Annotated in this window: 13 protein-coding genes; all 13 read right to left on the bottom strand. The window is 48.4% G+C overall.

Going from position 1 to position 18299, the window contains the following annotated elements; genetic code table 11:
• Positions 1–447: 447 nt before the first annotated feature.
• Positions 448–3582, bottom strand: coding sequence for a glycosyl hydrolase (locus tag HGH91_RS28155; RefSeq protein WP_168742591.1), 3135 nt, complete (start codon positions 3580–3582; stop codon positions 448–450).
• 10 nt (positions 3583–3592) lie between these two features.
• A complete protein-coding gene (locus tag HGH91_RS28150) occupies positions 3593–5503 on the bottom strand; it encodes a beta-N-acetylhexosaminidase (protein ID WP_168742590.1) in 1911 nt (636 codons plus the stop codon).
• The gene (locus tag HGH91_RS28145) at positions 5503–6558 is read right to left on the bottom strand and encodes a DUF6528 family protein (protein ID WP_168742589.1); all 1056 of its coding nucleotides are present in this window, start codon (positions 6556–6558) and stop codon (positions 5503–5505) included. The genes HGH91_RS28150 and HGH91_RS28145 overlap by 1 nt, the downstream gene beginning before the upstream one ends.
• Positions 6559–6562: 4 nt before the next feature.
• The gene (locus tag HGH91_RS28140; protein WP_168742588.1) at positions 6563–7687 is read right to left on the bottom strand and encodes a DUF6528 family protein; all 1125 of its coding nucleotides are present in this window, start codon (positions 7685–7687) and stop codon (positions 6563–6565) included.
• Between the two features lie 116 nt (positions 7688–7803).
• Positions 7804–9360: a RagB/SusD family nutrient uptake outer membrane protein gene (locus HGH91_RS28135; RefSeq protein WP_168742587.1), complete on the bottom strand. Its 1557-nt coding sequence runs from the start codon at positions 9358–9360 to the stop codon at positions 7804–7806.
• Between the two features lie 11 nt (positions 9361–9371).
• Positions 9372–12737, bottom strand: a complete 3366-nt coding sequence (locus tag HGH91_RS28130; protein WP_168742586.1) for a TonB-dependent receptor — start codon at positions 12735–12737, stop codon at positions 9372–9374.
• Positions 12738–12977: 240 nt separating this feature from the next.
• Complete coding sequence (locus HGH91_RS28125; protein ID WP_168742585.1) at positions 12978–14144, bottom strand: FecR family protein; 1167 nt, start codon at positions 14142–14144, stop codon at positions 12978–12980.
• Positions 14145–14242: 98 nt separating this feature from the next.
• Complete coding sequence (locus HGH91_RS28120; protein WP_168742584.1) at positions 14243–14788, bottom strand: RNA polymerase sigma-70 factor; 546 nt, start codon at positions 14786–14788, stop codon at positions 14243–14245.
• Positions 14789–14928: 140 nt separating this feature from the next.
• Positions 14929–15513, bottom strand: coding sequence for an RNA polymerase sigma-70 factor (locus tag HGH91_RS28115; RefSeq protein ID WP_168742583.1), 585 nt, complete (start codon positions 15511–15513; stop codon positions 14929–14931).
• 115 nt (positions 15514–15628) lie between these two features.
• On the bottom strand, positions 15629–16288 hold the full coding sequence (locus HGH91_RS28110; RefSeq protein ID WP_168742582.1) for a response regulator transcription factor: 660 nt from the start codon (positions 16286–16288) through the stop codon (positions 15629–15631).
• Positions 16275–17066, bottom strand: coding sequence for a sensor histidine kinase (locus HGH91_RS28105; RefSeq protein ID WP_168742581.1), 792 nt, complete (start codon positions 17064–17066; stop codon positions 16275–16277). The genes HGH91_RS28110 and HGH91_RS28105 overlap by 14 nt, the downstream gene beginning before the upstream one ends.
• On the bottom strand, positions 17027–17692 hold the full coding sequence (locus HGH91_RS28100) for a hypothetical protein (RefSeq protein ID WP_168742580.1): 666 nt from the start codon (positions 17690–17692) through the stop codon (positions 17027–17029). The genes HGH91_RS28105 and HGH91_RS28100 overlap by 40 nt, the downstream gene beginning before the upstream one ends.
• A gap of 8 nt (positions 17693–17700) precedes the next feature.
• Positions 17701–18201, bottom strand: coding sequence for a hypothetical protein (locus HGH91_RS28095; protein WP_168742579.1), 501 nt, complete (start codon positions 18199–18201; stop codon positions 17701–17703).
• Between the last annotated feature and the right edge of the window lie 98 nt (positions 18202–18299).

Raw genomic sequence — 18299 nt, 5'->3', positions numbered from 1 at the left:
GTGTACGGTTTTGGGTTACAATTTGGGGTGATTACTTCTTGGGATCCTGGCGGGTATCGGTTACATAATGCTGACCGTTCCAGGAAGGACAATTTTCTGTGGTTCTTTCACCACCATCGTCGAGAAATTGTTCCAATTACATTAATCTACCGCCTTTAACTGTTTCGGGGGAGCTTACCTTTTTGGTAGCGAGTTTTTCTAACTTTTTCATGTGATTAAATTATTATTATCTGTCGTAAAAGTAGGCAGGTGCTATGACTCTGTGGAGGTTAACACATATTTGGCTGAGGGTAAATCTATATTTGGGATGCTTTGGGGAATATTTGCAATGTGGGGGTTAACAAACTTGTATAAAGTACTATATACCAATTAGCTATCGCCTCCACCAAACCATATATGGATAGGATCCCCGATTACCTATGGCGTAGAAAATGGTGTAGGATCTCTTTATGGTCTTGATAAGGCGGTTTGCACCTCGAACTCTTCCATCAACCCATAATCATACAAATCAAACTCATTGCCCGGCGGCTGTACTTTGATATTGTACCATTTGCCAGGGTCCACTAACCCTGGCGCTGGGTTATTGTAAAAGGGTCCTAACAGGTTTTTAAGGCTGCCAATTACGGTGATTTCCACTTTATTATCCCCGGTTTTCACGAAGGGGCTTATTTCCAGGCGATTGGGTTCGGCTATAATAGTACCGGCCAACCGGCCATTTACTTTTACCGCTGCCACGGTGCCTTTCCATTGTCCCAGCGCAATGGCGTAGGATGCGCCCCGTGTAGCCGTAAACGTTTTAGTGTAAGTTACCCCCTGCCCATATAACGGCAAGCCCTGGCTACGCCAGGAGCCGAGTTGCAGTGGCTGCGACGCCACGATGTTCCAGCCTTGCGCGGCAGCTTCCAGGTTAAAATCTCCCAAAATATATACCGGCTCAATCTCCGCATATACCCGCATTGGTGATACTGTTACGGCTAACTCATTATCCCCGGCTTTTACATACCGGCCAATCGGGTACACGCCAAAAGAGCGATCCAGCCACCACTGCCCGGGTTCCTGCCGGATAGTAATGCCGTTAATTTTCACCTGCTGCCAAAGCTCCGGATGTTCTATCACGGCCCTGAAGTCCTGGGGATCCACGCCCGCCTGCATCTTAAAATGATAGGTAGCCGTATAGCCGGTACCGGTAGAAAACGTATCACGCCGTACAATTGCATCCCTGTATTGGGTACGGTTGTTCCAGGGATTGCCTACCCCATCTGTAAAACCGAAGTATTTAAACGCCGTATTGGAGGCCATTCCTACATGCAGGTGGTTATAACTGGAGTCTGGCCGATGTAATTGCAGGTCACAAAAGTCTATGGTGAGCGTATTGCTGGCAGGCCGGATCACCGTGGTGGACGAAGCCGTTATCGTAGTCCATTGCGCAGGCGTTATTTCTTTCTTATAACCGGGTAGTTTTTTATCCGCCACAAACAGCATCATGCTTCCGGCAGGTGGGATGTTGAAGGAAATACCCACCCCGTTAGGCTGCGGCGTATAGTCGTACTGGTGAATACTCCCTGTATACAGGTCCAGCGCCAGCACATCATTGCCGGGCATATTAATTTTGCCGGCAGCGGCATCCGTCATGCTGGCATTGGTTAACAACAGCAATTCGCCATCGGCCAGCCGGCGACGCTGATGATAAATGTTGCCACCAATTGTGTCACCGCGTAGTGCAGCGATGCTAAAACCGTTGTTGTGTAATTGGTTCAGTAAAGCAGACCGGCTCACCTCATTCACCGTTTGGTGGATAGCATTCAGTTCCTTGTTTGGCGCCCCGTCTATTAATTGTACCTGCTCAAAATACGCCACCTTGCCACCGGCAGCGATATATTTTTGCAGCAAGCGAAACGTAGCACCGTCCATATTCTCCATCCCCGGTGGGATGACTACATATTGGTACGCCCGCTTACCAATTACAAAGCGTTTTCCTGCCACACTTCCCTGATCTTTGATGATGTTTTCTGAACCCAGGTCGTATTCCAGGTGCGCCCGCTGCATCATGGTCACAAAATCATTAAAGGCTTTCGTGATATCGAAGAAACGCTTATTTTCTCCGTTCCTGGCATAGTACATCCAGGCGGAAGTGGTAGGCTCCAGTACCAAGATATCGTTGTACTGCTGTCCTTTAGATAGCAGGTAAGACAAGCGCGTATAATAGTGATTCATGGAACGGTAGTATGGCCACCAGGGCTCATGGTAAGAGAAACTCGGCGGATAGTCATATTTACGTGCACCCGTTAACGTAGAAAATGATAAATGCTGATTTAAGAAATTTACCCCTAACACGAATTCCCAGTCGGCCAGGCGTTTCATATCTTTAAAGGTCAGCTCCCAGCCTCCTCCGCCATACGTTTCAGACAGGGTACGGGTTTTACCCAATTGATTGGCCACACTCCCCAATTCACGCACTGCGCGGATATTACCAAACTGCACCGGTTTATCTTCGTTGTATTGGTTGAAGAGCATGTCGATGCCCGGCATTTGCTGCCAAGCATACATGGCCATGTTATCCGGCCCGTGGTACGGGCTGGGCCAACCATGTTCCCAATAATGCCCGGTGCCGGTTAACTGATGCGCCGCCATGTAATGATAGGTAGGCTTGGCCCACCGGTCGACAAACAGCGTTAACAGTACCTGGTAATAGTTATGCCGTACCCGTTTCCAGTCGCCCACCTCTTTAAACAACGACGGCAGATGTAAACGGAGATCATAGCCCCAGGTATGGGAAAAACGATCAAATAAATCGGGCGTCCAACGCACTGAATGCAGCCCTTCATTGATAATAGTAGGTTCATCGGAAAACACGCCTTTCACTGTTTTGCCAAATTCATGGCCCACTATTTTTTCATAAGGCTTATAGGTAACGGCTATAAATTTATCGGTAACACCCCTGGCCATCAAATCTACATACGACACGCCGATAGGGCCTGCCACAGAGCCGCGGTTGGATTTCTGGTAATTCACTTTCCGGAATAACTGGTAGTGTCCCTGCTTGCCGGATTCATCGTTGACATGAGTGGTGATATCTATATAAACACCATCCTGTTCTTTCAGGAACAGGAAAAAGGGCGATAGATCAACGGGAAGCTGTGTTGCTTCTTCCATATACAACATCTGTCCCTGGTTATAGGCCTCCGGCATCTCATCCGCTACCAATCCGCCGGCAAAGCCTGTTGGGTAGGAGTTTTCATCGTATATCCAGATGTTGAGTCCCAGCTTTTTTGCCTGCTGTACAGCGTAGTCGAACAAGTCGAACCACTCTTTTGACAGGTACTCCGTAATCAATCCCGGCCGCGCATGGATGATCACGCCGCCGAAATCATTCTTCCGGTAATCGTTCAGCATGGAGTCGACCAACGTTTTAGTAATCTTCGTATTCCATACCCAGAATGGTACCGTACCATAATCGCGACCGGGTTTTTTAAATCCCGCTGCCACCTTATCGAAACGTTCCTGTTGGGCATTTGCATGCATAGTCACCAACACCAGGGCGGCTATCAGCGTGCGAAAAAGAAAGAGGCGTATGTGCTGCATAAAAAGAAACTTAATTTCCAGATGGCTTAGTATTATCCAGCAAGGTGCGCGTGACGATGCTTCTGCGCCCTGCCGGGGTAATCACAATGGCTTTAAGCGTGATGGCTTTCCCTTTAGGAATGCGGATGGTAACGGGTTCCGTATACAGGTGATCGTAATCGCCCGGCGGCCGGTTGTTCAACGTATAATAAATTTTAGCGCCGGGCACCGGTGGTTGGTCAATTGCCAATTTAAAAGTACCGGTAACGATGGTGGTATCTGCATCATCAAAAACAGCCGGCACACGGTAATTGATGCCTGTTTTGTCGAAGCGTGACAAGTGCACCGGGAGTGCCGTACCGGCAAAGCGCGGATAACTTTTCACTGCTTCGGCCGACCAGCCCGTTTCCGCGAGGGCCAGCATACGTGGCAGCAGCATGTATTGCAGTTTGGATACATCCGGGATATGTTCGGTCCATACACAGGCCTCTACGCCCAGGATATGTTGTTTATCCGCCTGTGATAGGGCCGGGTACTCCGGGTTATACTGGTAGGTTTTACATACCGGTGCATTGCCGCCATGACTGGCAGGCTCCTGGTCGGAAAGGCTTTGGGCATAGTCGAAATAAAAACCATTGCCGCCGGGCGCCAGTATAATATCCAGGCCTCTCCTCGTTTGTGTAATGGCGCCCTTCTCTCCAAAGCGGTTCATCACCGTAAAATTTCCGTCCGGGTTGCTGGCTGCCACTTCATCCCAGGCAATCATTTTTTTGTGCTTAGAGAGAATGATCTTATTCAATCGCGAAATGAAGTAACCTTGCAGCGCATGCGCATCGCGCAGCTGATGTTGTTTCATAAAATGCAATACGGCGGTATCTTTCTCCCAAAAGCCTTTGTAGCATTCATCACCGCCGATATGGATATAGGGATAAGGGAACAGTACCGCTACTTCTTCAAATACATTGTTGAGGAACTCATAAACTTTTTCATCTGTAGGGTTCAGGGAATTATCGACATACATTTCAAAACCTCCGGTAGAGAACCATTTGGCGAAGCTGCTACCCGGATTCACTTTAATGTGCGGATTGCGCGTTACACATAGTTCCGGGTAGGCAGCGATAGCGGCCATGGCATGTCCGGGTACATCAATTTCGGGAAGGATGTCGATGTGCCTGTCGGCTGCGTAGCGGATAATTTCCTTCACTTGCTCCTGCGTGTAAAAACCGCCATCGGTGGCCGCTTCGCCGGGTTGCGGTGGTAATGTTTTATCGCCAAACTCAAGGCGGGGTACACGCCAGGCCCCTACCTCGGTCAACTTAGGATAACGCTTTATTTCGAGTCGCCATCCCTGGTCATCGGTGAGGTGCCAGTGAAAACGATTCAACTTATAAGCTGCCATCAGGTCGAGCAGGTCTTTGATCTCTTCTATTGTAAAAAAATGCCGGGATACGTCCAGCATCAATCCGCGGTAACCAAAGCGGGGCGCGTCTTCTATGCGCATGCACGGAATAGCAATAGTATCTTTCGTTTGTACCGGCAGCAGTTGCAATAAGGTTTGCATACCATAAAACAAGCCGGCGCCTTTGCTGGTGAGGGTAATACGGGTGGGCGTTACCTCGAGCCGGTATTCTTCCTCCGGTAGTTGTGCGGCGCCCTTGTTGGTAATCACTAACGCCGGCTGGCCGCTGTTATCTGTATGCGTTGCTACCTTGTTATCCAACCCGGTGCTACGCCGCAAATGGTTCGTAAAAAACTGTACGGTACGCACTTCCGCGACATCCGCGCATATCAGTGTTTGTGCACTGAAAACAAAATTGCCCGTATCCAAATGTACAGTACGGGGCGCCGGGATCAGCGCTGATGCCATATTCTGGGCCATGCCGTTATTAACCCAAAAGCCCAGCAAGGCCACTCCTATCGTTATATATTTCTTCCAATACATTACTGGTAATTATCGTAAACCATCTTTATTTTATAGAAGCAGGCGCCATTTACTATGCGTGATCCTTGCCATTGTCCGCCGGCGGTATAAAAATCAATCGTGCTGGTAGACCAGCCATTCAGGTTGCAACTCACTTCCGGGCGGGGATTTTTATTGGCATCGGGCCGCACCAGCACAATCTGGCCGCTGGGTTGATTCACGATCCCTTTTACAAAAGTGAGATTGTTGGTAGGCGAGGCGCTAAAGGTTTTAGTAGTTTTATTAAACACATATTCGCCGCCGTTGGTCGTCACCCACAATAAATTTTTATTGCCGTAATACGCGCCTACTTCATGGCCCCACGCAGTAGGTAAGGTAACGCGGTATTGTGTCAGCTCTGTTAGTTCAGGCAAAGCATCTGTTCCGCCCACCACCAGCGCGGTGAGGATATGCGCATTGTTGGACAAGTCCTGCCCGGTCACCCATAATCCGTTAATACCGGGATCCCATAACACCGCATGTGCAGCGCCCAGGGTAAACTCTGCATAGGTATTGTTATCTGCTCCCTGGGAAGAGGCGTATACCCGGATCCAGTTACCGTCGGAGGCTGCCAGGGCTACGTTTCCATTGGGCAGCAGTTCTGCGGAATGCAGGTTACCACTAATTACTTTCGACCATACCCGTTTCCCGGAAGGATAGGCGATCACCGCAGCCATGCCATTGTCGCTGATGGCCACATAATCTGCCTCCTGCCAGGCTTTCATTCTCCTCACTTTAAAATCGGTACCGCCTCCAAATGCTTTGATTTCGGCGGTGCTAAATCCCTGCGTGGTGGTGGGCGACCAACTCCATTTCTTTGCCTCGCTGGTATTCCAGTTGATCACTGTGGGATCGTAAATCTCCACCTGCTTGCTGTTATCGTTGGTGAGCGCCAACAGCAGCCCCGGATAAGACACCGGGGGCTGCACTGTTGGCGGGTTATTATCTGGACCATCGGAAGAGCCCGACTTTTTACTGCAGGCCATCTGAAAAAACACGAGGCCAAGCAGGGCGCCTGCAAAAATTATTCTCCTCATCGTATCAATAGTAGTTTGGATCAAATGTTTTTCCTTTATAGATGGCGGCGCCACCCACGGTACGGGAGCCTGTAGCCGCGCCGGTAGTGGCGTCGTAAAAATTGACTACAGAAGTGCACCAGGTATTGGCGGGATATAGTGGACAAGCATTGCTGGGCACTGTTTCCACCAGGGTGTTCTGACCCGGTTGACTGCTGATACCTTTTACCATGGCTTGTTGTGCAGCACCCGGCAGGCGGCTGAAAGTGCCGGTAGAGATATGGAATACATAAGTGCTGTCATTGGTGGATAGCAACAGCTGATCGGGGTTATTTACATCGGCCGACAGGTCATGTCCCCAGGGAGAAGGCAACACGGTATAGGAAGTGAGTAAGTCTAATTTCGGATTGGCGAGGGTACCTCCCGATCTGGCTGTATTGTAACCGTATTTTCTCAACTCATTGCCCAGCGCCCACAATACCTGGTGGGTGTTGTCCCACAGCACGGCATGTACAGAAGTAAAAAAGTACTGGGTGTTAACGCCATGATTGGGCGATGGCTGTGAAGAAGAATAGATGCGTATCCATCCCTGCGGCCACGCGGCGCCGGCACTGGCTACCACGCAGTTGCCATCAGGCAGTATTTCCATGGCATGGAGCCGCGTAGTATCATTGAAGCCCATTACCCACAATTTCTGACCACGTGTACCCGTGCCCGTATACCGGGCAATGGTAGCCAGCCGGTAAGAGGTAGCCGTGATCACCTGCGCCGTGCCGGCAAATACGGTGTTATTTCTCACCTTAATATCTGTAGGGGATTCCCACAGGGGTATTTCGCTGGTGGCGTTGTACGACAGTGCGGTGGTGGGCATCCAGCTCCACTTGGGCGTAGTCCAGGAAGCATCTGCCGGGTCATATACTTCAATTTTGCTGTTGGCCTGGTTGGTGATGGCTACCCAACAACAGGTGGGGGCAGTGGTAGCGGAGGTAGTTGTTTTTACCGTCCCATTTCCGGGTGTACCGGCTAAAGTGGGTAGTTGTTCTGCCCGTTGTGTACAGGAGGCAGCAAACAAGCTACATGCAAAAACTATTAACTGAATGCGGGTTGACCGTAAGCGGGCAATACCTGCCCTCATCACGACATTTTTCATGATAGTACGTTTTAGTTATGGATGCAGTTTTTTGTAAAAACAAGGGGGGACTTGCCTATCCCCCACTTGGTGTAAATCATTGCTTCATCTTGTTATGTAAAGCGAGTTTAAAGGATTTAGTATCCTGGGTTTTGTGTGAGTTTATCGTTCAGCAGCACTTCGGCATTGGGTATCGGAAACAATAGTTTGTCCTGGGTTACGTTGTAGCTGCCTGGGCGCAGGTAACTATACTGCGCCTTCTGCTTCACGCCAAAGGCATTCATTACCGTAATAGCATTGCCGGTGCGCACCAGGTCGAGCCAGCGCTTATTTTCAAAGGCCAGTTCCACCCTTCTTTCTTTCAGCAACACGGCTTGCAGGTTGGTCTTGTCGGTGGTAGTGATATCATGCAAAGCATTACCAAAGGCGCGTTCCCTCACCGCATTGAGGTAAGGCAGGGCTTCGCCTGCCTTACCTTGCTGGTTGAGGCTTTCCGCGAGCAACAACAACACTTCCGAATAGCGGTACACGGGCCAGTTGTCGTTCGTTTGGTTACCGATGGTATGGGTGTGGAGGAATTTTTTGGGAAACGGGCGGCCGACTTTGCCTGGCGCCGGCGTGTAATTCACCGCTGACTTTACTGCAGTAGCGGTGAAATCGTCGGTGGCATTAAAGGAGCCTTCCGCTATGGCGATGGAGGCATCGAGGCGCTGATCGCCTGCTTCATAGGCATCGATCAGGTCTTGTGTGGGCGTGTTATAGCCTCCAACGGTGGTTACGCTGTTGAAGTTGACGCCCGTGACTACCGTGGTGTTGACCATGCGCGGCAGGAAATTATAGATCGATGCATCCGTATTTGCCTGCGGGGTGGCAAGCCCGCTATTGAACTGGATTTCAAACACGGATTCGAGGCCGTTTTTATTAGAGAGCTGAAAGGCATCGCCATAGTTTTGGTACAGCGAATACCCCATGGCGGTAACTTGTTTCAGGGCAGCTTCTGCCAGGTCATATTTTTTTAGCGTCAGGTACACATCACCCAGCAGGGTTAAAGCGGCGCCTTTGGTAGCACGGCCGGTTTGCGGGAATACAGGCGCACCCAGCTTTGCTGCTGCATCGGTGGCATCTGCAATGATCAGGTCATACACCTGTTGGGCAGTGGAACGCGGAATATAGGTTTGTTCGCGGCCCAGCGGTGCATGCTCATAAATGGGTACGCCTCCGTAAAAACGTACCAGGTCGAAATAAGCCAGGGCGCGGATAAATTTCACCTGTCCCAGGATGGCGTTGCGACTGGCATCCGATAACTTAATATCGTTGATATGATCTACGATAATATTCACCGCGGAAATCGCATTATAAGCGGAATTCCACTTGGGTGGCGTCTGGTTGTTATATTTATCATCCAGGAAATCGGCTACTGCATAACGGTTCACCGTAGCTACCGCCTGGTCGGAAGATTTATAATCATAGTGTGTATTATCTGAGCGCATTTCGCCCATGGTCCAGGCGCTCTTGTTGTTATAAAGCCCCCGTAACTGGTTGTAGGCGCCATTGACAGCCAGGTTAAAATCATTTTCCGTTTTGAAATAGTCTCCCAGCGTTACATTATTGGGATCATTTTCGGTAAGGAACTTTTTGCAGGACGTTGCTGCGAGGCTTAGTACCACTAATATGGAATAGATAATCTTTTTCATTTTTGCTGATTTTAAAGGCCAAGGTTCAAGCCAAACGTAAAGGTTCTTTGCAGTGGGTAAGCGCCCAGGTCTTGTCCCTGCTGCGCTACAAATGCCAGTCCTCCGGCGCTCACCTCCGGATTACCCGGATAGCTGGTAAAGATGTACACGTTCTGTGCGGAAGCATACAACCGGAGGTTCTTGATATAAGGCGTCCTGAACTTTCTCAGCATATACCCCAGCGTGATATTGTTGATGGTGATATGCGATGCGTCGTGGATGAACAAGGTATTATCTGTACGGTAAGCGGCCGTGGTATTGGCTAATGTGCGCGCCACTTTTCCATCTCCCGGATCTGACTCAGAGCGCCAGCGGTTCAGCAATTCCGGCGGGCCATTGAATACGCCATCCAGGTTGTAGGTACTTTCCTGCATACCATTCTTTAATTTGTTGCCGTAAGTGCCTGATATGGCAATACTCAAATCGAAATTTTTGTATTGAAAGCTGTTGCTCAAACCAAAAATAAATTTAGGATTAGGATCACCTATCACCGTTTGATCTTCAGGGAATGTGATCTTACCATCGCCGTTTAAATCTTTGAACCGCACGGTGCCTGCCTGGGAAAGCGTGGTGGTACCTGTGCCATAGTATTTAGGCCCGGCGTCGGCTTCTGCCTGGTTTTTGAAAATGCCATCAAACACATATCCATAAAACTGACCAACAGGCTTGCCTACCAGCGTTCTGTAGTCGGTGAATTCGGAGAGTGTTGTTGTAGGCGCATCTGCAAAAGAAATATTATTCAGGCCAATCCTTTTCACGATGTTCCTGTTAAAGGAGATGTTGAAATCGGTATTCCATTTGAATGTACCGACCAGGTTTTTCGTGCTCACAGTAATTTCATGTCCCCACTGGCGGATATCACCCAGGTTATCCTGTACAGTAGTAAAACCGGAAGATTGCGGCACTGGTACGATAAACAACAGGCCGTCGGTGAGCTTATCGTAGTAGTCGTATGCCAGCGTGATGCGGTTGTCGAAAAGGCCCAGGTCGAAACCTATATCCAATTGTTTATTACGTTCCCAGGCTAATCCTTGATTACCTAAACTATTCTGTACTTTTCCGGGAGCCAGTCCGCCTGAAAATACATAGTTGGCGGGGCCTACGCCGGCTGCGAACCTGTAATTCCCTCCCATTTCATTCATACCGGTTAAACCATAAGATGCTCTTACTTTCAATAAACTCAGTTGAGATATATTTTTGAGGAAGGCTTCATCGCTCACCATCCAGCTGGCGCCAACGGAAGGGAAAGTCCCCCACCTATGATCAGCGCCAAAACGGGACGAGCCATCCCTTCGCATGGTAGCCTGTAAAAAGTAACGGTCTTTATAGCTATAGTTAACACGCGCCAACAGCGACGCCATCGTCCACGCATCAAACCTGGAAGTATTAGTAGTAAAACGGGTGGCGGCCGATAACTGGGATACGCTGTTATCGGGATAATCGCGACCTACCACATCGCTGGCAAAACCGGTGGAACGTTGTACGGTAAAACCGCCCATTACATTCAGCGAGTGGTTTTCACCAAAGCGGTTCTGATAAGTCAGCGTGTTTTCGTTCAGCCAGGAATAATCGTTATTAACCAGCGACTCTCCCAGGGCCGTATTATTTCCTGGTGGCGGGTTTTCGATCGGCAGCGCATTGAACCCACCCATGGAGGTAGACGGGATAAACCGGTTACGGGTATTGTTGCCTACATCGGCACTACCAGAAGCGCGGAAGGTGAGGTGTTCCAGCAGTTTTATTTCGGTAAACAGGTTAGCCAGTACACGTAAGCGATTCGCATCGTCCTGTACTTCCAGCAGCTGCCGGAGTGGGTTGGCCCATACAAACTGGTTGGTAAATCCTGAAATGCCCAGGGCCAGCGAACCATCGGGATTATAAGGTGAGCCCATGGTAGGCATCATGGAGGCTGATGCAAAAATGGCGCGTTGACCGTCTACGTTAAAGCCCGTACCCTGGCGGTTATTATGCTCCAGCTGCACAGAAGGCGCTACGCCGAAGCCCAGCTTCACGCGCTTGCCCAGGTTAAAGTCGCCGTTCACACGCAGCGAAAAGCGTTTATAACCGGTATTCTTCAGGATGCCCTGCTGGTTAAAATAGCCACCTACCATGCTGAAGGCCGACTTATCATTACCGGTATTGATAGCAATGCTATAATTCTGTACAGGTGCTGTCCGCGTTAATACGCTGAACCAATCGGTTCCTCTACCGTATTGCTCCGGGTTCTGGTATACGGCGGGGATGCCGCCAGTATAGCCTTCGTACTTGATCTTATCTTCATAAAATCCTTTCATGTAAGTAGCCAGCTGTGTGGCATCCATCACCGGCGGAATCAGTTCCCGCATGAGGGAAGCGGCGCCGTAGTAGGAATTAAAATTGATTTGTGTTGCGCCGGACTTTCCTCTTTTGGTAGTGATCAGGATCACGCCGTTGGCCGCCCGTGAGCCATACAGGGCAGTGGAGGAAGCATCCTTCAAAATGGTAAAGGATTCAATTTCATCGGGGTTGATGTTATTGATATTGTCGGGGTTGCCAAGCATCGGTTGTCCATCTACTACCACCAGGGGGCGTACGTTGGAGGTTAAAGATGCCGCGCCGCGTATACGCAGGTCCATACTTTGTCCGGGCCGGCCGGTGGTTTGCGCTACCTGTGCGCCCGGCAGTTTGCCCTGTAATCTTTCGGCAAAAGTACCGGTCGACTGATCCTTGATATCGGTAGCCGACAGCGTAGCTACGGCGCCCACGATTTCGCGGGTATGCTGTCTGCCGTAGGCCACTACTACTTCTCCCAGTTGGGAAGAGGTTTGTTCCATTTGCACGTTGATCACAGTCTGACCATTAATCGGTACTTCTTTAGGCGTATATCCCAGGTATTTGAAGGATAATACACCTGCTCCATCGGGTACGTTGATGGAGTAGGAACCATCCGACTGGGTAGCCGTGCCGGTTTGGGTTCCTTTCAATCGCACCGCCACGCCGGGCAATGGATGATTACTCATATCCGTTACCCGCCCTTTAATGGTAATGGCTGCCGGTGCTTCCTCGCGCTTACGTGTTACCACGATGGTGTTTTCCTGGATGGTATAAAGAAAGGGCTGGTTCACGAAACTTTTCTGCAATACTTCTTCTACGGTGGCGTTGGTGACGCGTATATCCACCCGTTTGGCGTCTCTTAGCGTTTCCACATCCCATAAAACATTATAGGCCGTTTGTTTCCGTATCTGGCGGAATACATCTTCGAGTGAGATCTGTTTAGCTGATAGCGTTATCTTCTGCGCATAGCTGGAAGCGCTTACCTCCATAAGAACTGCGATCATTAAAACGAAGGTCAGTTTCATAATCAACAGGAGTTTTTTGTGCGTACAACCGCCTTTTTCATGGCATACGTCAGGTATGTAAAATTTCATTACATTTGGATGTTTGAGTTCTATAATCAGATGACTGTGACTACAATTGCGAGAAAAATTTGTCTTCCACAGGGATAAGCGCTCAAACTGGCCGTTTCCGCGGTCATTCTTCCGGGGGCGTTGGCGCGCTCCCGGTTGTTTTTATAGCCTCCCTGCGGGTTGCAGATAGTTTTATGGCATAACGGTGATCCTCCTTCCTTCAGTTTTAAAGTGAACGGCGCCGGTGAGTTCCAGCATTCTTAATATTTCAGATACATTTTTATAGCGTGACAAACTCCCGCCGATGGCCTTTTTCGACACATCGCCCTGGTAAGTAATTTCTACATTATACCAGCGGCTGATTTGCCGCATGATATTTTCTATTTTATCATTATTAAATAAGAAGTAGCCATTTTTCCAGGCTACGGCCTCTTCAGTATCAGCCTCTTTGATATCCATTTTTCCGGATACCTTATGCAAGACAGCCTCTTTGCCTGGTACCAGCAAGCCGTTGGCCTCACCATAGTTTATCTTTACAGCTCCCTCCAGGAGTGTGGTGATATGATGTTGTTCGTCGGGATAAGCATTGATATTAAAATGGGTACCCAGTACCTGCACCGTCATGGATTTATCGGCGGTAGTATTTACGGTCACGAGGAAAGGTTTCGCTTTATCTTTAGCTACTTCAAAATAGGCTTCGCCGGACAATTGCACCTGGCGCTCATTTCCCGGGAAAGTAGTAGGAAAGCGCAGGGAAGATCCGGCATTCAGCCACACTTTAGTACCATCCTGCAACGTTACCTGGTATTGTCCTCCATAGGGCGTGCTTACGGTGTTGTAAACAACTGCCGTAGTTCCTTCTGTTGCTATATTATTATATAACAGGTTAGCGCTGTCTGTTTTATTCACTGCCGCATTACCCTGTTGAGAAATCATCCCATTCTTCGCATCTTCCAGTACTACCTTGTCGCCGTTATCCAGCGTTAATATGGCTTTATTACCACCGGGACCAATATCACCGGTAACCTGTGCAATAGCTGCTGGTTTAGGAGCCGGATGAAGCCGCGGATAAATAAAATACGCGGCGATACCCAATAGAACGATCACGGAAGCGGCGGCCGACAGGTAATACACTATCCGCCGGGACGTTTTGGGCGCGGCTATGGGCACCTCCATTTGTTGGTGCAGGCGCACCAGCATACGCAAACGTACCGTTTCTTCCTCGTCAACGGTATCAGATGGCCATTCTGCATCGGTTTGATTGCGATGCTGGTACCAGTCCATCAGCGTTTTTTCCTCAGCCGGCGTAATGGTGCCGTCCAGGTATTTTTCAATGAGTTGAGATATATTGTCCTTCAACGTATGGTTTTTATAGTTACAGCAATATGTACCGCGGAAATAAGGTTACCCCTTAGTGTCTGAAATAATTTTTTTTGAGAGAGAAAAAATGAATGGTATCAGTAAGGATGATTCAATTTAAGCTTCAGTACTTTCAGCGCCCTGGTAAGGTGCGATTCTGCCGTTTTCTCCGCAATGCCCATTCGCCGCGCTACTTCAGGAATCGTGAGACCATCAATCCTGCTTAGCTTGAATACCAGGCGGCATTTTTCAGGCAATACTTCTATAATCCCGTTGATATATTGCTGCAAAAACCGGGTGTAGATCTTTTCTTCATCCCAGGTACTTGTAACAAGTCCTGTTGTTTGTGCAATAATTGCTGCTCTGCGCTTTTGGCGCAGGTAACGTTTAAAAACAGACAGCCTTACGGCCGTGGCCAGGTAGGCATTTAGCTGATCGACACGCAGTTCATGGCGCCGGTTCCAGAGACTGATAAAGACTTCCTGTACAATCTCCTCCGCTGCTGCCTTATTCCTGTTATGGATATAGGCGATGGCCAACAGCTTTTTCCAATAGCGTTGGTAAATTTCGGTAAAAGCATGCCGGTCGCCCTTCGCCAGGGACGTCATTAAGTCTGCATCCGTTTGTTGCTGGTACCCCTTCATACAATTGGCCAATTTCCGCCCCGTTCCAGGCGAAATACATTATTTTCCGATAACATGGAATTACAGTTACAGGGATATGTACCCTAAGTGGCATACTTTCCCTTAGTGTACGTGTTATTTTTTTTGTGAAGTGAAAAAAGTTATGGGATCAGTACTTTCAGGAGCATTATCAATCCCCATATATAAGGGCGATTCAATTTGAGCTTCAGTACCTTCAGGGCTTTGGTCAGGTGCGCTTCTGCCGTTTTTTCGGCAATGCCCATGCGCTGGGCCACTTCGGGAATGCTTAGGCCCTCTACCCTGCTTAGTTTAAATACCAGGCGGCATTTTTCGGGTAAAACTTCCACGATCCCATTGATCTGTTGTTGCAGGAACCGGGTGTAGATCTTTTCCTCATCCCAGCCGGATATCACCGGGTCGGCAGTTGTGGCGATGATCTGCTCCCGGCGTTGCTGCCGGGCGTACTGTTTAAAAACAGATAGCCGTACGGCCGTGGCCAGGTAAGCATTTACTTTGTCAACAGCAAGTTCGTGCCGCCTGTTCCACAGGCTGATAAAGACTTCCTGTACAATTTCTTCCGCCACCATTTTATCCCTGCAATGGATATATGCGATGGCCAGTAATTTCTTCCAGTAACGGTTGTAGATTTCGGTAAAGGCATGCGCATCGTCCTGTTGCAAGGACAACATTAGGTCTGCATCCGTTTGTTGCTGGTACCGGTTCATATAAGTGATGTGGTACGCAAGATTATAAAAATAAATCCAGCTTTTGCACGAGGAAACAGAAATATAATATTATATAAAACAGGTATACTTCAATCAACCATGTCACTCGTTGCCCTCACAACTTCACTAACTCATTTTTAACGGCATAGATAACCAGTCCTACCCTGGTAGCCACATTCAGCTTCTTGAACAAAGCTTCCCGGTAGCCGTCTACTGTACGTTCGCTGACGAACATTTCCCTGGCAATCTGCTGATAGCTTTTCTCACTACAGGCGAGCCGGATAAAATCGAGCTCTCTTTCAGATAATTTCACCAGGGAAGACAGCGGCGAGTGATCATCCAGCAAATTATTAATAGACGATATCACTTTACGGGTAATAAGTTCGTTGTAGAAGTAGCCAAAAGCAGCTACTTCATCGAAAGCCCGCTTCAGCTCTGCGGGCTCGGCATCTTTCAGGATAAATCCTTTGGCCCCATGGCGGATCATTTTGATAATTGCGACTTCCGCATCCATGGTACTTAACGCCAGTACTTTTACACCCGGATGGTGGTCGCGTAGCCAGGAAGCGGTGGAATAGCCGTCCATTTCCGGCATGGAAATATCGAGCAATACAATATCCGGCACGGGGTGGCTGTCCATTTGTGCGATCAGTTCCTTACCGTTACCGGCATCAAACAGTACTTCATAGCCGGGAAACAAATTGACCAACGCCGCCAACCCTCTGCGGAACATCGTATGATCATCAACAATAACAACGTGCTTATTCTGGGACATGTGGAATAATTATAGTGATATGTGTACCGCATTCCGGTCGGCTGGTGATGTTGACAGTTCCGCTCATAACGGCTGTCCTGCTCATAATATGCTGTAAACCTAAACCCCTGTTTTCCTTCAGGGTTTCCGCAACGTTAAACCCCGTTCCATTATCATGGATGCTCAGCAGCACCTGCGATGTCGTGCACTTACACTCCACCTGCACCTGGGTGGCATTAGCGTGCTTTATCACATTTTGCAATACTTCCTGCACCATCCGGAACAAGATCAGTTTCTTATTATCTCTTACACCATTTTCTGATTCCTCATACGTTAGCTGTACTTCCAATACGCCGCTCCGGTTGATACGTTTTACCAGCTGATCGATATTTTCCGTTAAGCTCAGGGATTGTACCCGTTCAGTACTCAGGCCTTTGGCAATATCCCGTAACTCTGTGAGCGCCATGCCCACGGTACTCCTGGCTTCCCGGATGCTGCCGTGATTAAAGATCCCCGTTTCCTCAATAATACTTAGTTGTACTTTGGCAAGACTCAGTAACTGACCTACATGATCATGTATTTCCTGGCTGATATGGTTAAACGTTTCTTCCTGTATTTCCAGCCGGGATTGCAGCAACTGCCTGTCGAAATCATACTTCATCTGTTGCTTGTCGGCTTCCATCTGTAACCGCCTGTTATTATAGGCCCAGGTCATGATAAGAAACAGGATGCCAAAGAAAAGCAACACCGCGATAATAGCTATGATGACAATGACGATTTGTTGGTTAGGGTCCTGCATAATACAAAAGCGTAGCTGTAACTGGAATACAAAATAATATTTGCCACCGGCAACACCACCCGATACAAGCTGGTTTGACCTATCTCTATATGCCGGCTCCGGATATACTGCTGGAGCCCCAGCAATACCAACGTAAGGAGGCTAAAAAGTAAGATAGGTGCACAAACCCAAAAATATGGTTCACGGGATAACCCCCGCTTGATTTCTCTCTGGAATGCCAGTCTTAACAATACAAAACAAGAGAAAACAATATTAAGGATTTCAAGCAAGATCAGGGAAATATTATTGAAGAACAGGCGTCCCTGCAGAAAAAAGAAATTGACCAGTACGAAACTCATTGAAAGTATAGCAATGACGATCAATATATTTCTTTCATTCCGCCGGATAGCCAACATATTGGCGTATAGGGAAAAGTAAATCGGTATGGATATAATAATAAATATATTATATATGAGATAATTATTTGTCCAGCCAAAATACCGGAAGTTGCTTCCTATCATTTCTACAATATTGGTTAACAGCAACAGCGGGATAAACATGACGATACGGAAATGGCTAAGCCCTTTGTAGCAAAAGATGGCTACAAAGAGGCTTAGCATTTCAAAATATTGATAACCTTCTATCATAAAATGGGTTAGGGTTGGAGTCCTCCGAAGTCGTATACTTTACCGCCGTCCGTCATCTTGGTAATGCCTTCCGGATACATTAATATAAAGATTCCCAGGCGTCCTATTTTTGAGGTTTTGTAATCAGGTGGATATTTCACCGGTATCTTATCCAACTCATTAAAAAAATCCTCGGTATAGATGCCAAGTTTCAATTGAGTAACCGTAGTTGCGTCCCAACCATGGTTTTTAGTAATCCACTTAAGCACCTCAATACCTGCAAAGCTTTCAGATTCGGTGATCTGCCGGGAACCAGGGGACTGAACTGGGGTCGGGGGTACTGGCGTTGGGGCCGGGGTCTTCAAATTAATGAAACCATGCTGATTCATCACGCGCGTGTATTCATCAAAGCATATTTGCGCAATTTTCTCATCCATCTCAAGACCTTCTTGGGGCGGCTCATAAAGGTCATATCCGTAATCCTTAAAATAGTTTTCCAACGTTTGCTGAAGATGATGATGTTTTTCCATTTGTGGGGTATTTAGGGAGTGATTAATGGTTGCAAGATAAAGGGCAATTTCACATTTCCCATCAAGGCATTGCAAATACGGGAAAAATCCCCTCCTCC

The organism is Chitinophaga eiseniae (genome assembly GCF_012641265.1).
In the GTDB taxonomy this organism is placed as follows: domain Bacteria; phylum Bacteroidota; class Bacteroidia; order Chitinophagales; family Chitinophagaceae; genus Chitinophaga; species Chitinophaga eiseniae_A.
The sequence above is the reverse complement of the archived record's forward strand: the minus strand, read 5'-3'. Positions and strand labels throughout refer to the sequence as shown.